Raw genomic sequence first — 16,381 nt, forward strand, 5'->3', positions numbered from 1 at the left:
CAGGAGAGCAGCATCCCCCACTACCCAGTACCCAATTCTTCATACCCAATCCCCAATTCCTCTAGTTCACTCATCTCTTACCCCTATTTCAGATATAAACTAACGGGGGAGAGGTTCAATGAGGAACTAGGGGTATTTTTTTGTGCGCCTGTTGACAACAGTTGCGGCTTTACGCTGCTATTTAAATAAACGTCGCTGGGAAAGTCAGCTGACAGCATCAGAAGAACAGATACTAGATAGTATGACTAGCTGGTATCAGACTGCAATTGGCTTGGTGCCAACAATGGGGAGTTTACATCAAGGCCATTTGAGCCTGATTGAACGGGCGCGGCACGAAAACTCTACTGTAATTGTGAGTATTTTTATCAATCCTCTGCAATTTGGCCCAAATGAGGATTATGGAAGGTATCCCCGCACTTTAGAACAAGACCGACAATTGTGCGAACAAGCGGGAGTTGATGCGATTTTTGCTCCTTCTCCGGAAGAATTAGGCATACCCCAGAAAAATATACAAGAATCTCAAGTTACACAAGTAATCCCTCCATCTGTTATGATATCTGGCTTGTGTGGTCATTCTCGGTTAGGTCACTTTCAGGGTGTGGCGACGATTGTGACCAAGCTTTTGAACTTGGTACAACCTGACCGAGCTTATTTCGGTCAAAAAGATGGTCAGCAGTTAGCTGTGATTAAACGGCTGGTGGCTGATTTAAATTTGCCTGTAGAAATTGTTGCTTGTCCCACTGTGCGGGAAGCGTCGGGTTTAGCCTGTAGCTCTCGCAACCAGTATTTAACTGCTTCAGAAAAACAGCAAGCAGCAGTATTGTATCGTGGCTTGCTGCAAGCTGAGGCTGCATTTAAGGCAGGTGTCCGCTATAGCAGTAGGTTGCGAGAAGTGGTACGGCAGGAATTAGCCAAGGTTAGTAGTGTTTTAGTGGAATATATAGAATTGGTTGAACCGACTACGTTAATGCCATTAGATAAAATTCAGGAGGAAGGAATGCTGGCGATCGCTGCTCGTCTTGGCTCTACACGTTTGATTGACAATACCATTTTGCGCGATCGCCAACCTATCATCGCTATTGATGGGCCAGCCGGTGCGGGAAAATCCACCGTGGCTCGTCAAGTAGCAACTAAACTCGGTCTAGTGTATCTAGATACAGGAGCGATGTATCGTGCTGTGACTTGGTTGGTGCTACAACAGGGTATTGCTATTGACGATGATTGTGCGATCGCTGAATTAGCTAACAAGTGTAAAATCGAGCTGACTCCTAGCCAAGATTTACAATCTCCGGTGCGTGTTTGGATTAATGATACTGATGTTACCCAGAATATTCGCACGATTGAGGTGACTTCTCAAGTATCGGCGATCGCTGCTCAAGCTGCTGTACGTGAAGCCCTAGTAAAGCAACAACAACGCTGGGGTAAACGCGGTGGACTGGTAGCTGAAGGTAGAGATATTGGTACTCACGTATTTCCTGACGCTGAAGTAAAAATCTTTTTAACCGCCTCTGTGGGTGAACGCGCTCGTCGTCGCCAGCAAGACTTTCAAAAACAAGGTCAACCAGAAGTAAGTCTAGAACAGCTAGAAAAAGATATTGCTGAACGCGATTGGAAAGATAGCACTCGCAAAGTTTCCCCTCTACAAAAAGCAGCAGATGCAGTTGAACTGCAAACAGATGGACTCAGCATATCGGATGTTGCTAGCCAAATTGTTGATTACTACCAACAACGCTTGTCTCAATGGTAGCCGTTATCAACTGTTGTTAGTTCTGAATTTTTTCAATTTATTAGGGAGTAAGTGATGCAACACTGACTCCCTATTTTTTATTGTGCTTCTCTGGGGGACGCTCTGCGTTAAGCGGCGCTATGTCGAAGGCTTTACGCGTCTCATTTTTTAAAGACGCGATTAGTCGCGTCTTTACAATGGTCTAATACCCCAACCCCTTGTGGGTGGAGTTTTTATTTTTTCTTCTCCATAAATAAATTTCGCGCGAAGTCGGAGAGCAAGTTTCCTCCGTAGAAGCGCAAAGTTAAAATATCATTCATCTAACTTTAGATAGATTAGAAAACTATTCAATCCTGTTTCTAAAGATGGAAGTTTCTGCAATTAGCAGATATGTAAATATAGGAATCATATTTGACTATTGAACAAACGTAAGTATCTGTAGGGTGGGCAATGCCCACCATATCGGGGTTTCTATGTATAATTCACAAATCAAATAGTAGTCCTATACATTTGTAGAGAACAATTTCTTGATTAAATCAATTATTTTTAGTAATATACTCAGTAGGTGCGTGTAAATAAGCATCACTTTAATATATGCCCAATATCTTGAAAAAGCCGGGCGTACATCACTTCCAATCATCTTGCATCCCACATTGTTAATAAGATAAATTCTGAAGGTATAGACTTAGTAGCACCTTTGCTGAGATATGGAGGCGAAAGCTTAAAAGTTTTGTGCCGTTTATTAAGCATTTTCATACCGACAGAATTTTATCAAGGTTGACATCAAATGTATTGACCGTATTTATTTGTAGTCATTGATTTACCGGATTTTGACTTATTAAAAAACTACTTTGTCTGAATCTTCACTTTGGTAGTAGAATGACGATGTTAAGTTTTATATCCCAAGATTTAAGGATATAAAACCAGTCAGCACCAAACCTGTAATTTCCCAGGCTGCTGCAATAGCTTTTAAATGGAAACTGCTAAAGAGAGGAATTCACAAAATGGCATTTGTACAGGAACCACTACCCTACGACTTTAATGCTTTAGAGCCATATGGTATGAAAGGTGAAACCTTTGAGTATCACTACGGCAAACATCACAAAGCTTATGTAGATAACCTGAACAAGCTTACCGATGGTACAGAATTGGCTGATAAGTCCTTAGAAGAAGTCATCCAAATTGCCTTTAAGGATTCCTCTAAAGCTGGAATCTTTAACAACGCTGCTCAAGTGTGGAACCACACTTTCTTCTGGAATTCTTTAAAGCCCGCAGGTGGTGGCGCACCTACAGGTGAATTTGCAGCCAAAATCAACCAAGACTTTGGTAGCTTCGACAAATTGAAAGAAGAATTTTCCAACGCTGCTGCAACTCAGTTCGGTAGCGGATGGGCTTGGCTAATTGATGATAACGGTACACTGAAAGTCACTAAAACTCCAAACGCCGAAAATCCCCTGGCTCATGGACAAAAAGCACTCTTAACTTTGGATGTGTGGGAACACGCTTACTACATCGACTTCAGAAATGCTCGCCCAGCTTTTATCAAGAACTATTTAGATAACTTGGTTAACTGGGACTTTGCTGCTGCTAATTATGCTAAAGCTTAGTTGTCCAGTCAGATGAGGGCTGTTGGTGAACTTCTCCAGCAGTAATAATTAATCTTTTCTTCAACAAAACAAGCAGTCACGATGGAATCGTGGCTGCTTTGCTCTCTAGTTATTTGCTAGTTCCTACAGGAGGAAGTTTGCAGAGCGTGTCCCAGACAAAGCAGGAGATAAACACTAGGATGCTTGAGTTTATTTTTTGTCTTCTGTTCCTCACTTACTCGCAAGCTGCTGTATTTTCTGTAGGAGTAGATTTTGAATTTTCAATTAGTATTACATATCCTAAAAGTAGTGGGAAAATCAACACCAGAAATATATGGATAGTAAACAACTAGCTCAATACATGGAATCCACTGATAGCATTGCTAAACCTTGGCTATTGGTGCAACTACGCTTGAAAAAATTACAAGAACACCGAGATACTATTCCCGAAAATGTCTATGCTGAGGAATTAGCAGATATTCACCAAGATTTAATGAATTTGGGTGAATGGTGGCGTGGTGTTGAAGATGAGGTTTTTTGATGAGTCAGCCCTGTGAGGGGGAAGAAAATATCCTTTCAGGTTTTGCAGGATAGTAAGAATGGTTTTTTGAGTTTGATCACGCTGTACTAGTATTCTGCCACGGGAGTATTTACAAATAAGCGTGTTATTAGTAAGCACTTTAGTGCTTAAATGTTTGAGTACTAAAGTGCTTACTATAAATTTAGTAAACTTTTGCTGTTGACTACTCCAGGAATCACAATATATTTCAGCTTTTTGTAGATTGAAAATATAGTAAAAATTGAGTTGCATTTTATACGGTTTTAAAAAGCGACTCATGTGTGAAAAAGCTACGATCACTCTATAAAATAGATTATTTAAGGATTATTTATCTGAATACTTACCTAAGTACGCAAATAGTTGTGATAGCAATATTCGTCACTGCTACTTATGAAGGCAATTGGAAATACTCATGACCAGAAGCATTGAGATTTGCTAACGTAGTCTTAACATATTGAAAAATTTCTGCTAATTGGCACTAATCTAACGTGCTAAGTATTGCTCTTTTATTTAAGTGTGGTGTGCTGGTCTGTGAGAAATCGAGTATTTTTATTCAGAGGGGGTTATGGTTATAAATTTTGCTCGAACATCTGCTTCCACCGAACTATTAAAGCAAGTATTTCAGACAATTGATGCTCAAAGTTGTCCGAAGTTATTTAACTTTCATATGCACACTGTTTATTCGGATGGCAGATTACAGCCAAGTGTGTTGATGGAGCAGGCGATCGCTATTGGACTACAAGGTTTTGCAATCACTGATCATCATACTGTAGGTGGGTATGAAGCAGCGCAAGCTTGGTTAGAAAACTGGAAATGGAACAATCCTGGTGTAACAACTCCTCACCTGTGGAGTGGTGTAGAAATTAATGCCAACTTGTTGGATGTAGAAGTTCACATTTTGGCTTATGCTTTCCAGCCAGAACATTCTAGTCTGAAACCTTATCTGCAAAGAAAAATAACAACCGATAGAGAATATCAAGCAGGTAACGTAATTGAGTCCATTCATGCAGCCGGAGGGATAGCGGTATTGGCGCATCCAGCACGTTATCGAAAATCTCACTTTGATTTGATTCCGGCGGCGGCAGAATATGGGATTGATGGTGTAGAAACATTTTACGCCTACAACAACCCCAACCCTTGGAAGCCCAGTGTGATTGAATCCGAGCAGATACAAAATCTAGCCCAAGAGTATGGCATTTTCAATACTTGCGGTACTGATACCCACGGTTTAAGCTTACTCCAACGGTTATAAAGATGCGTTCCGCTTGCACAAAACTCCTGGTGTAAACAGCCAGGGGCGACTAATCACAAGTGGTACGATGAATATTTGAGTATAGCTGGGGACTGGGTAAAAAGTCTTGTTGTGTCTAGGTTGTATCATCTATTGATGTCCTAACACTACTGGCAACAGCTATAACTTATGAATGCGATCGCTATATCTAAGATACCGCGTTGCTCAAATACTCTACAGCAAACGCAAGCATCAGAGAATTCCAAATTAATACAGCGTTAACGTTTCATTGGTAGATTTATTTACGTCACGCTGTACCTCATACTGATAAAAGTTGCTGTAAATAGCATCTTAGGGACGACAAACTTCCTAATCTTGAAAAATCATGATATTGCCGGAATAACAAGCTACCCAAACTTCTCTAGTTTTTGGATCGTAAGTAATACCGATAGGATCAGGTTCAACTTTGACTTTTTGTAATACCTTCATGTCACTAGTCCGAACCTTGCTAACTGTATCTTCACCGTAGTTCACAACATAAAGTGTTTGACCGTTAGCTGATAAAACCATGCTCCGGGGAGCATTACCTGTAGCGATTTTTTTGACTAAATTACCTTGAGGCAAGCTGATTTTAGCAATTTTGCCTTCACCATTTAAAGAAGCATAAAGATATTTACCCTCAGGATCAATATTTAAGTGACGCGGTGAACTACCAATGTTTCGCAGCCACTGTACAGAAAAATCCCTCAGGTTAACTTTAGCAATGTTGTAAGACCCCATAACAGCGACGTAGGCTGTTTCAGAAGCTGCATCAACAACAATTCCGCGAGGATAAGGGCCTAATTTAATCCGTTTGATTTCTTGATTTTGATTAATATCTACCACACTCAAATCCCAAGAACACCAGTTGCTTACTAGTATTAGGTTTTCATCGGTAGAAGTAGCCACAAATTTCGGTACAGAACCAACTGGAATAACTCTATCTATCTTGAGAGTTTCTGTATTGATGCGATATAAAAAACTCTTATCAGTTTTTTGGGATGGATGACATTTATCACTACCGGGGTTATTAAAACCAGGCCCGTACATTTGATAGTTAGATATCCAAGCATACTTGCCGTTATGGGAAAAACTAGCTTCAACTGGAGCGCCTTTATACTTACCCTTGAAGCGAGAATGACCATATTTAGATAAGTCTACTTCGTCGGGAATAACTTTAACTAATTCATAGTTGCGGTCATATACAGTAATTGTGTGGTTATACATCATATTTTGGGCAAAGAATAAACCATTACCCGAATAAACCACTGATTTAGGGGAAATTTTCCCAGAAATAGTTTTAATGAGCCGCATTTTTTGTGAAGAACTGGGAGGCGCGGCTGATTGGGGTGCTATTTTTACCTGATTTTGTGGCTTTTGTGGCTGCTCTGTTAAAAAAGGTTTGAGGGTAGTTTTTTGAGGTAACGAAGCCGCTAATTTTCTGGTACTTGATGCTAAAACTGATGATGTTTTTGTCCCGACAATTCCATCAGCGACGAGCCGATTAGCTTGTTGGAATTGAATTACAGCTGCTTGGGTTGCAGTGTCAAAATTTCCAGTAATCGCTCCTTGATAGTATCCATCAGCTTGCAGTTTTTCTTGCAAAGACATCACCCTATCGCTAATATCACCCCGTTTGAGGGACGATTTAGATACGGCTATTGGGGGAGTAGTGATACTAGATTCTGATACACCTATATTAGATTCTAAAGCTGCCAAGGTTGCTGCCCCAACAATTCCATCAGCCTTTAAACCATTAGCTTCTTGAAATCTCTTCACAGCTGCTTCAGTAACAGAACCAAAATATCCTGTAGCGGCTTGCGAAAAATATCCGCTTGCTCGCAACTTTTGCTGGAGCGATGCTACTTGAGGATTTCTGTGACCTTTTTTCAAAGCAGCCACAGCAGGAAGACACCAATTTAAAGAACCCATTGCAAAAGAAGCCACCAACATTAAAGCGCCACTCTGGTTCTTTTTCCAAGGTATTTCCGGGGAAGATTCATCTGTGGTAGATGTTTCATAAGTCTCAGCCAAATGCAAATAAGCAAGTGTGTCCATAATTCAGGGAATCACTAAGACTCTGGTAAATTTAGTAAAAATTATAACTCATTGTACTCAATGTACTGACAAAACTGCGGCTTGCTGATGACCAATTTGCTGGTATGCTATGTATAAATTGCGGTGGATAAGTAGGATGAGTGCGATCGCCCCTATTAGTTGCGATCAGTTCTAGTCAATCAATAGCTTCAGAATGATGAACTGAATCTTCGGCTTCCAAAGCCTGGTGGGGCATAGATTTTTTATTCTAATTATTTATGACTGTGACAATTCCTCCCAAAAAACGCAAATTACCCACTCAAGCTATAGGTGCTAAGATTTTCCACTCTGTTAATATCGTTAGCTTATTCCTCATGCTCACCAGTGGACTGCAAATTTACAACGCCAATCCCGTTTTTGGTGGACGCGCCGGCTTACACATTCCGCCAATATTTACCTTAGGCGGGTGGTTAGCTGGAGGTAGACATTGGCATTTTGCCGCCATGTGGTTATTCTCTTTAAATCTTTTGTGGTACGGATTTTATATATTATTTACTCAACGCTGGCGACATCGATTTGTAGGTGCGAATGACATCAAAGCATTGCAAAAAAGCCAAAATAATAAACGTTTAATATACGCCTGGCATCGCATTATCTACACATCGATAATTCCCATATTGCTGCTAGCTCTACTAACTGGTGTGGGTATGTATAAACCTGCTCAATTCCCTTGGATTGTCGATATGTTTGGTAATTGGCAAAGTCTACGAGTCGTTCATTTTGCCTCAGTACCGATGGTAATTATATTTGTTATAGTCCACTCTTTATTAGGACGTAAAGCAGGTGGTGAGGAATTAACAGAGTCGATGTTCTGGTAAAGTCTAATTAATTGGTATTGAAAATATGGGTTTAATTCACATACGTCGTCCACAATTAACGCGCCGACAGTTTCTGCATCTTTCTGGGATATCAAGTGTAAGTCTGCTGTTAGGTGGCTGTGGTACACCAGCTTTAGAAGATTTAGTGGGTACAGTTTCTCAACCATTAAACCAAAAGGTAGAAAAGTTAATATTTAATCCTCAAAAATTAGTACCAGAATTTTCCCCAAGTGAGATACAACCAGAAGCATTAATAGTTAATAGCTTTCGTTCTACACCGATTATTGATGTCGATAAATATCGTTTAATTGTGGACGGGGAAGTTAATCAGACTTTAAACATGAGTATGGCAGAAATCCAGAACTTGCCCTTGACTTCCATGATTATACGCCATATTTGTGTGGAAGGTTGGGCGGCGATCGTGCAGTGGGGTGGTGTACAGCTAAGAGAAATTATTGCCCTCGCGCAACCCAAAGAAAATGTACAGTATGTTTCTTTCAAATCTGCTGATGGTTACTATGAAAGTTGGGATATTGCTTCTGCTTTGCATCCCCAAACACTATTAGCTTATGAGAAAAATGGGGAATCTTTACCAGTTGATAATGGTGCGCCTTTACGTTTGGCTGCACCAATTAAGCTTGGTTATAAGCAGAGTAAATGGGTAACTCAGATTACTCTGGCTAGTCATTTATCAATATTTAAAGGTTATTGGGAAGACCAGGGTTATGAATGGTTTGCAGGAATTTAAATTGTATATTGCACTCATACTTTATTTTTGAAATTTAGGTAGGGTGGGCATTGCCCAGCAAAACCATGAGCCGGTGGGCAATGCCCACCCTACAGAAATTAAATCGGATTCCTATATTACCTATTACCTAACAAATAAAATGATTTTTTCCGACAAACTACATCAGAAGATATCACAAAATCAAAGTTTACTTTTTGTTGGACTTGATCCAAATCCTGAGATGATGCCCGGACGCTATAGCTCTGAAGATATCATAGATGGGTTATGGAATTGGTTGCAATTTATTATTGCTGAAACTGCTGATTTTGTTTGTGCGTATAAGCCAACATTAGGTTTTTATGAAGCCTTAGGTGTCCCCGGCTTAGAACTATTACAGAAAACTTTAGCCGCTATTCCTAGCCATATTCCCATAATTTTAGATGCTAAACATAGTGATTTAAATACAAGTACTATTTTTGCCAAAACTGTATTTACAGAATGGGGAGTAGATGCAATTACTCTCAGCCCATATACAGGACAAGATCATGTGGCTCCATTTTTAGTTTATCCCGATAAGGCTGTGTTTATTCTATGTTCTACATCTAACCCTGGCGCAGAGGCTTTACAGCAATATCCGACAAGAGAATCACCTCTTTATTTACAAGTTGTACAAGAGTCAAAAAATTGGGGGACTCCAGAACAATTAGGACTAGAAGTCGGTACTACAGATGCTGAAGTTTTGGCAAGAATTCGCCAAGTTGCGCCGGAAAGAATAATTATGGCACGCAGTATTTGGGCTGAAGGAGGCAATTTAAACCGCATTTTAGAAGTTGGTTTAAATACTGATGGGAATGGTTTGTTAATTCCTGTCCCCCAAGATATGTTAGCTAGTGCAAATTTATCTGAGGAAATTCAATCTCTACGTGCAGAAATTAATCAAGTAAGGGATATAACTGTTCGTGATGTTTCTAGCTGTTCTGTATGGCTACCAGATGTTTCTATTGTTAAGCAGCACCCTCTACATGATTTAATTTTGCAGCTATACGATATTGATTGCATTATGTTTGGCAATTTTGTTCAAGCATCTGGTGCAGTTTTTCCTTACTATATAGATTTACGTAAAATTATTTCTAATCCTCAGGTATTTAATCAAGTCCTTAGTGGCTATGAAAATATCGTTAAAAATCTCACTTTCGATAGATTGGCAGGTATTCCTTATGGTTCTTTACCAACAGCAACTGGTTTAGCTTTACGTCTCAATTGTCCAATGATTTTTCCGCGTAAAGAAGTGAAAGCCCACGGAACTCGCAGGTTAATAGAAGGTAATTTCCATCCTGGTGAATTAGTGGTTGTAGTTGATGATATTCTTATCAGTGGTAAGAGTGTGATGGAAGGAGCAGATAAGTTAAAATCAGCAGGGTTAAATGTTCATGATATTGTAGTGTTTATTGACCACGAGCAAGGTGTGAAAGATAAGTTACAAGCAAATGGTTATCGGGGTCATGCAGTTTTAACTATTTCGGAAATTACTAGTGTTTTACACCAAGCAGGGCGGATAAATGATGAGCAGTTTTTGGCTCTAACTGCTGAATAAAATTGAATTTGTCAGTTGTTATTAGTCAGTGGTCAGTGGTCAAGAATTTTTAATGCAGGTTATGCCAGGATAAGGATTTAAAGTAGATAGAAAAACAACTCAACTTAACTATATATATAGGACTCATACTTGATTTTTGAAATATACGTAGGGTGGGCAATGCCCACCAAAACCATGGGCCTGTGGGCAATGCCCACCCTACAGATAATGAGAATTTTATGCGCAAGCGCAGGCTACGCCAACAGAAATCAAATCGGATTCCTATAAAAACAACTGACATTAACTATAAGATTCATACTTAATTTATAAAATGTATTTAGCAATGCTCAACAAAAATAAGATAGGGTGGGCATTACCCACCCTACACATACTTATATTTTTCAAAAATCAAATCTGATTTATATATGAATATTTCACTCAATCAGTTGCTTAAATGGTTAATAATAACCCTACTGTTTCCTCTAGTTTGTTTAAATGGTTGGTTAGTTTTCGCATTTTTCCAGTATTTTAAACCGTTAGTAACAATATTCGTCCTGTCAATATTACTGGCATTTGTTTTAAACTACCCTGTTTCTTCTCTTCAGAAACGGGGTATTAAACGTGGTAATGCAGTAGGATTAGTTTTTGTTCTGACTGTGATTATCTTAATTGCTTCAGGTGTCACTTTATTACCTATAGCAGTAGAGCAATTTCATGAAATTGCCAAAGTTTTACCCTTATGGATTGATTCTAGCCAAGAAAAACTACAAAACTTAAATGATTGGGCTGTTGGTCAACATTTTAAGTTGAATATAGGGCAGATATTAACACGAATTATTGATAAAATTCCTGATGAATTAGAGTCTGTTTCCAATCAAACTTTTAAGATTATTGTAGAAACAGTGGATAGTATTTCTGAAGCTATAGTTACAGTAGTTATCACCTTTTACTTGCTAGTAGATGGGCAAAGAATTTGGGAAGGAATATTTAAAAAATTACCTATATCTTTGGCTCAAAAATTAAACCAATCTATTCAGAAGAACTTTCAAAATTATTTGATTGGACAAGGGACTTTAGCTTTACTGATGGGAACTTCTCAAACTCTTTTGTTTTTAGCTTTTCAAGTGCAGTTTGGGTTACTGTTTGGCTTAGGAGTTGGGTTTTTAAGCTTAATTCCCTTCGGTGATGTTGTTAGCTTGATTGTGATTACGTTGATTGTGGCTACCCATGACTTTTGGTTAGCGTTGAAGATTTTAGCAGTAGCCGTGGTCATTGACCAAATTATTGATCAGGCGATCGCACCCCGTCTTTTAGGTAGTTTTACAGGCTTACGACCAATTTGGGTGTTAGTTTCTTTGCTTGTGGGAACATACATCGGCGGTTTGCTAGGATTGCTGATTGCTGTCCCTGTTGCTGGTTTAATCAAGGATGCAGTCGATGGTTTCCCATCCTTACCTACTGGTATTGAGAATGTTTTATCGACAGAAGCCTTAAGTCCAGAATCAACGTCATCATGAGGTGATGTAACTATTTTTATATAGGCGATTAGCAAAGCTAGGGGTTCCGCGATCGCCTAATTCACGTTTTCTTGAGTTTTCACCCAATTTGCTGCTGCATAATGACCGCAAAAGTATCGTAAATATACATTTTCTCTGACCAAAATTCCACTTAGTTTCCAAACAAGCATTAAAATTATGCAATTATTGCATTTATGCGGATGCGCTAAAGTCCAGTCAATGGCATTCTCTATATTTAGGAATAGAGTTGATGGCATACTTAAACACCCCTGGGATTTTCCGGGGGCTTTTTATTTCATATACAGGAGAGGGAACGACTTAGTGCTGTTAGTGGTAGCGGGGTAATCGATTACCTGCATAAACAGCAACGCTAATACATATGAGTTAATGGAAGGTACAGCTTAACTTTAGGTATTGGTGAAGTATCATGAAAAACATCACAAAATGGCTTTTAGGCTTGGCGATCGCTCCTGCAAGTTTGGTATTAATATCTAGTCATACTCAAGCTAGTCAAGTTGCTGGTGAGTGGTTCTTTGGTTTGTGGGACTGTAATATTGACGGTAGACCAGCCCAAATGCAATGGAAAGTAGTAGATGACCCACAAACTACTTGTGACGGTAATGTTTGCTCTACTACTTCTGGTGTCCGTCTCATCGGACGGTTTAGTGATAATGGTAGTGCGTGGGTTCCTTTAGGAAAACGTTTTTCCAGCAGACAAAGACAGGATTTAGGGATTCGCTATTTAGGTGCAGAGCAAGATAATTGGTATCTTAGATACAACAGTCGTACTAAGATTGCCGATGGTTGGACAACATGGCGGGGTAATCGTTATCCGCTACAATGCCGCAATCGTAGATGAGTTTAGGGGTGTAAGGGTATAAGCGTGTGGGGGTGTAGGGGAAAGATATCTTTCATCTATGACTGTGAAACTTGTTTCATGGGGACTGCCTATAATAAGTGTGCATCTAATACCAATTTGAAAAAAGGGCGTTGCTGATTAGTGAGATGATTTTTGTCGGGCTTACGCCCCGCTTCGCTAACACGCAAAAGCGCAAAGGCGCAAAGAATCAATATTCTGCTTTTTACGTTGCGTAAGTCCTAGTTAATTTTGAATTGGTATAAGTGTGCATCTAACTTCAGCCTGGAGGAAACAATTGTGAAAGCTGTTCTGATGACCGCACCGGGGAATCCTGAAGTACTGCAATTGCAGGAAGTACCCAATCCCGGCGTTCCTGTGGGTAGTACAGAACTTTTAGTTCGTTTGGTAGCGGCTGGTATTAACCCCATTGATACTAAACTACGCAAGCGTGGCACTTTTTACCCTGAGAAAATGCCTGCCATTTTAGGATGTGATGGTGCGGGTATTGTGGAAGCGGTGGGCGCTGGTGTCCAGAGTTTTGGTGTGGGGGATGCAGTGTATTTTTGCATTGGTGGTTTAGGAGGACATCAAGGCAATTACGCTGAATATACTGTTGTTGATGAACGTTTTGTTGCCCGTAAGCCAGCTTCTCTGACCTTTGCTGAAGCCGCCGCCGCACCGTTGGTACTAATCACCGCTTGGGAGGCTTTATATGAGCGGGGAAGATTAGAACCTGGACAGAAAGTTTTAATTCATGCGGGTGCGGGTGGTGTGGGTCATGTAGCGATTCAATTAGCAAAACTGAAAGGTGCAACTGTCGCCACTACGGTTGGTTCGGAAGATAAGGCGCATTTTGTAAAACAACTGGGTGCGGATCATGTGATTTTCTATAAAAATACAGATTTTGCCCAAGCTGCTTTAGATTGGACGAACGGCGAAGGTGTAGATTTAGCTTTTGATACTGTTGGCGGCGACACTTTTCACAAAACCTTTCCCGCCGTGCGTATCTATGGCGATATTGTGACGATTTTGGAACCAGATGCAAATACAGTTTGGAAAGTTGCTAGAAACCGCAATTTACGTATTGGTTTGGAATTAATGCTGACACCGATGTTTTTAAATTTAGTGGAGGCGCAGCAACACCAGGCAGAAATTTTGACAGAATGTGCTGATTGGATTGATCAAGGTAAGTTAAAAATTCACGTTAGTCATAAATTTCCTTTGCAAGATGCAGCTAAAGCTCATCAGTTACTTGAATCTGGCAGTATTGCGGGTAAAATTGTTCTGCTGATTAGCGATGAATAATAGAGAATCCTATTGCATACGTTGTTGACTTGCTGGCGGAAAGCTAAATTTTTCATAAGTTTGTGTGCGTTGTTAGTATTCTTGCTCCCTTCGCCAGTTTGGGCTGCACCAACACAACCAGAACGCACTCCACTAACCCTAGAATTATTACAAGAGCGATTAAGAACACCGGCACTACGGGAAGGGAATTTAACTGTAGATTTGCGGCAATTGGTAATTGATTTGCGTCCAGAAAACTCTGTGTTTCGAGATGGATTTTATCAATTGTTGCGTAAGGAACTGCAAAAGACTGGTGCGAAACCTTTGGGTTTAGACCTGAGTTATTCTCTGATTCAAGGGAATTTTGTGGGTAGTGATTTGGGTTTAAGAACACCTTTATATGCTCAGGCGATCGCTCCCATTTTTACCAAAACTGAACAAGAACAATTGGAACGCTTGCGCCTGGTTTGTTTGCAATCATTGGCTGTGAGTTTACCTAATTCTAAAGATTGTCGATCGCTTCTAGGAACTCAGCCAACAGTAGCGGGTGATGTGACTGTTTTTCGCGGTGCCTTAACTCTGGAACAAACCAGATTTAATGGAGAAGTAACCTTTGCTAATACGTTTTTTCTGCAATCTGTCAATGCTAAAAATGCTACTTTTCTCCAGTCAACTAACTGGCATGAAAGTAGATTTAGCCGTGGGGTAGACTTTAATAATGCCAGTTTTAGACAAGTCAGCGATTTTCAAGACAGTGTTTTCTTTGACAAAGCTAATTTTAAACAGACTCAATTTCAGGAGACAGCTAATTTTCAAAGAATCACTTTTGAAAGTGTGGCTAATTTCAACGAAGCCCAGTTTAAGCAATTCGCTAAATTTAGTGGTGTCCAGTGGCAAGATAATGCCGATTTTTCTGGGGTGAGGTTCGCTAATCAAGCACAGTTTACCAGAGCTAATTTTAATCAGTCACTATCTTTAGTAGAAACAACGTTTGAGCAAGCAGTCATTTTTCGAGAAGCATTATTTAATCAACCTGTAGATTTACGTGGTGCAAGTATTCTCAATCAAGCAGATTTTAGTGATGCCATATTTTCATCATCATCATTTTTAAATGTCCCTGGATTAACTTTTAATTCTAATCAAGCCAAAATTTTAGGTAATCCTGGGCAAATTGGACAAATGTTTTATATCCCTACATTACAAGGCAATCAAAATGTTTTGCGAAATTTAGGGCAAAATTTCCGACAACAACAGCAAGTTGCTGATGCAAATCAATTAGAATATACCAAACAACAATTACGCCTCAAAGAGTTAAGTAAACGTTTAATCGGCACAAATATTAATAGTGCTTCTGTAGTAAATTTAGTTAAATTGGGTTTTTCTCCTACACAAGCAAATGTCATTGACCAACGTCGGCAAATTAAAGCATTTCGCAACAGTAGTGAGTTATTGAGTTTAGCAGACATCGATTTAGAAATATACAACAAACTGAGCGATCGCCTGGTAGTTGCGGAACCTCTCTCCTGGGGAAGCTGGTTGCTGGAAGCTTGGCGTTGGTTAGCTTTGAGTGTATTGCTGTTGTTGAGTGGCTACGGTACAAACTTTTGGTTAGTGTTTGGAGTGGGGGGAGTAGCGATCGCTTATTTTGGGTTAGTTTTTTGGTTAGTAGATCGCGCCCGTCGTCTGCGTCCTGTACCAATTATTCCCACCTACTACGAAACCGTTTCTGTCCTGATTAGTTTTAGCTGTTTAGAGTTTTTTAGTTTATTAGCTATTTTTCAGAATGCGGAACAGCCTTTGCTCACACTCGGCTGTATTTTGATTATTATCGTTCCCGTACCTGTAACTTTATTGATACGCCTTTATCAACAAGGTCGTTATCACGATTTAATCAATGTTTCTTACTTCACAGAAGACGGAACCTTTAGACAACTGCGGTTACTGATTGGACGTTTACCAGTCATTCCCCGAAATCCCACCTTTCGGGAAAGATATATGCCATTATTAAGCGATCGCCATTGGAACTGGCTCAATTATTATGACTTTAGCCTCAATAATTTAGTCAGGTTGGGATTTAACGATATTCGCCTCAGAGACGAACATTTACCGGGAATTATCGCTACCCTGGCTTGGTATCAATGGAGTTTAGGCGTACTCTACATCACCCTGGTTCTGTGGACACTATCCCGCACTATCCCAGGGTTGAATCTATTAATTTATCTTAAATAATACTAACTCTGGTTTAAAACCCTTACACCAATTCTCTATGAAGTTGCGCCAAATAAATGATGTAGAGACGTTGCATGCAACGTCTCTACAGTACAGAATAGAGTGCATCTATGGCTACGCCAGGCAAGCTACATCA

The 16,381-nt window shown here is 39.9% G+C and carries 12 protein-coding genes; 11 read left to right on the forward strand and 1 reads right to left on the reverse strand.

Going from position 1 to position 16,381, the window contains the following annotated elements:
* Positions 1–142 precede the first annotated feature (142 nt).
* The 4 genes from ACM5QX_RS12595 to ACM5QX_RS12610 all read left to right on the forward strand — a co-directional run bounded on the left by ACM5QX_RS12595 (position 143) and on the right by ACM5QX_RS12610 (position 5,123).
* Positions 143–1,747: a bifunctional pantoate--beta-alanine ligase/(d)CMP kinase gene (locus ACM5QX_RS12595; RefSeq protein ID WP_414753800.1), complete on the forward strand. Its 1,605-nt coding sequence runs from the start codon at positions 143–145 to the stop codon at positions 1,745–1,747.
* Positions 1,748–2,730: 983 nt separating this feature from the next.
* Positions 2,731–3,333, forward strand: a complete 603-nt coding sequence (locus tag ACM5QX_RS12600; RefSeq protein WP_414753801.1) for a superoxide dismutase — start codon at positions 2,731–2,733, stop codon at positions 3,331–3,333.
* Between the two features lie 313 nt (positions 3,334–3,646).
* Positions 3,647–3,853 (forward strand): hypothetical protein, encoded by a 207-nt coding sequence (locus tag ACM5QX_RS12605; protein WP_011317816.1) that lies wholly within the window; start codon positions 3,647–3,649, stop codon positions 3,851–3,853.
* A 583-nt stretch (positions 3,854–4,436) separates the two neighbouring features.
* Positions 4,437–5,123 (forward strand): PHP domain-containing protein, encoded by a 687-nt coding sequence (locus tag ACM5QX_RS12610; RefSeq protein WP_414753802.1) that lies wholly within the window; start codon positions 4,437–4,439, stop codon positions 5,121–5,123.
* A 348-nt stretch (positions 5,124–5,471) separates the two neighbouring features.
* On the opposite strand, the gene ACM5QX_RS12615 is transcribed toward ACM5QX_RS12610, so the two are convergent.
* Positions 5,472–7,199: a peptidoglycan-binding protein gene (locus tag ACM5QX_RS12615; protein ID WP_414753803.1), complete on the reverse strand. Its 1,728-nt coding sequence runs from the start codon at positions 7,197–7,199 to the stop codon at positions 5,472–5,474.
* A gap of 257 nt (positions 7,200–7,456) precedes the next feature.
* Here ACM5QX_RS12615 and ACM5QX_RS12620 point away from each other — a divergent pair, with 257 nt between their 5' ends.
* From ACM5QX_RS12620 to ACM5QX_RS12650, 7 genes are all read left to right on the forward strand, one after another.
* Positions 7,457–8,056, forward strand: a complete 600-nt coding sequence (locus ACM5QX_RS12620) for a cytochrome b/b6 domain-containing protein (RefSeq protein ID WP_414753804.1) — start codon at positions 7,457–7,459, stop codon at positions 8,054–8,056.
* A 25-nt stretch (positions 8,057–8,081) separates the two neighbouring features.
* The gene (locus ACM5QX_RS12625) at positions 8,082–8,804 is read left to right on the forward strand and encodes a molybdopterin-dependent oxidoreductase (RefSeq protein WP_414753805.1); all 723 of its coding nucleotides are present in this window, start codon (positions 8,082–8,084) and stop codon (positions 8,802–8,804) included.
* A 139-nt stretch (positions 8,805–8,943) separates the two neighbouring features.
* Complete coding sequence (locus tag ACM5QX_RS12630) at positions 8,944–10,377, forward strand: bifunctional orotidine-5'-phosphate decarboxylase/orotate phosphoribosyltransferase (RefSeq protein WP_414753806.1); 1,434 nt, start codon at positions 8,944–8,946, stop codon at positions 10,375–10,377.
* A gap of 404 nt (positions 10,378–10,781) precedes the next feature.
* The gene (locus tag ACM5QX_RS12635; RefSeq protein WP_414753807.1) at positions 10,782–11,873 is read left to right on the forward strand and encodes an AI-2E family transporter; all 1,092 of its coding nucleotides are present in this window, start codon (positions 10,782–10,784) and stop codon (positions 11,871–11,873) included.
* 427 nt (positions 11,874–12,300) lie between these two features.
* Complete coding sequence (locus ACM5QX_RS12640; protein ID WP_414753808.1) at positions 12,301–12,732, forward strand: DUF6006 family protein; 432 nt, start codon at positions 12,301–12,303, stop codon at positions 12,730–12,732.
* 297 nt (positions 12,733–13,029) lie between these two features.
* Positions 13,030–14,037, forward strand: coding sequence for a zinc-dependent alcohol dehydrogenase family protein (locus ACM5QX_RS12645; protein WP_414753809.1), 1,008 nt, complete (start codon positions 13,030–13,032; stop codon positions 14,035–14,037).
* A gap of 60 nt (positions 14,038–14,097) precedes the next feature.
* Positions 14,098–16,245 (forward strand): pentapeptide repeat-containing protein, encoded by a 2,148-nt coding sequence (locus ACM5QX_RS12650; RefSeq protein WP_414753811.1) that lies wholly within the window; start codon positions 14,098–14,100, stop codon positions 16,243–16,245.
* Positions 16,246–16,381 lie beyond the last annotated feature (136 nt).

It is taken from the genome of Anabaena sp. CCY 9910 (genome assembly GCF_963920875.1).
Lineage (GTDB): Bacteria > Cyanobacteriota > Cyanobacteriia > Cyanobacteriales > Nostocaceae > Trichormus > Trichormus variabilis.

Coding starts and splice junctions, on each gene's coding strand:
- ACM5QX_RS12600 (WP_414753801.1), top strand. CDS start 2,731: ATGGCATTTGTACAGGAACCACTACCCTACGACTTTAATGCTTTAGAG.
- ACM5QX_RS12605 (WP_011317816.1), top strand. CDS start 3,647: ATGGATAGTAAACAACTAGCTCAATACATGGAATCCACTGATAGCATT.
- ACM5QX_RS12610 (WP_414753802.1), top strand. CDS start 4,437: ATGGTTATAAATTTTGCTCGAACATCTGCTTCCACCGAACTATTAAAG.
- ACM5QX_RS12615 (WP_414753803.1), bottom strand. CDS start 7,199: ATGGACACACTTGCTTATTTGCATTTGGCTGAGACTTATGAAACATCT.
- ACM5QX_RS12620 (WP_414753804.1), top strand. CDS start 7,457: ATGACTGTGACAATTCCTCCCAAAAAACGCAAATTACCCACTCAAGCT.
- ACM5QX_RS12625 (WP_414753805.1), top strand. CDS start 8,082: ATGGGTTTAATTCACATACGTCGTCCACAATTAACGCGCCGACAGTTT.
- ACM5QX_RS12630 (WP_414753806.1), top strand. CDS start 8,944: ATGATTTTTTCCGACAAACTACATCAGAAGATATCACAAAATCAAAGT.
- ACM5QX_RS12635 (WP_414753807.1), top strand. CDS start 10,782: ATGAATATTTCACTCAATCAGTTGCTTAAATGGTTAATAATAACCCTA.
- ACM5QX_RS12640 (WP_414753808.1), top strand. CDS start 12,301: ATGAAAAACATCACAAAATGGCTTTTAGGCTTGGCGATCGCTCCTGCA.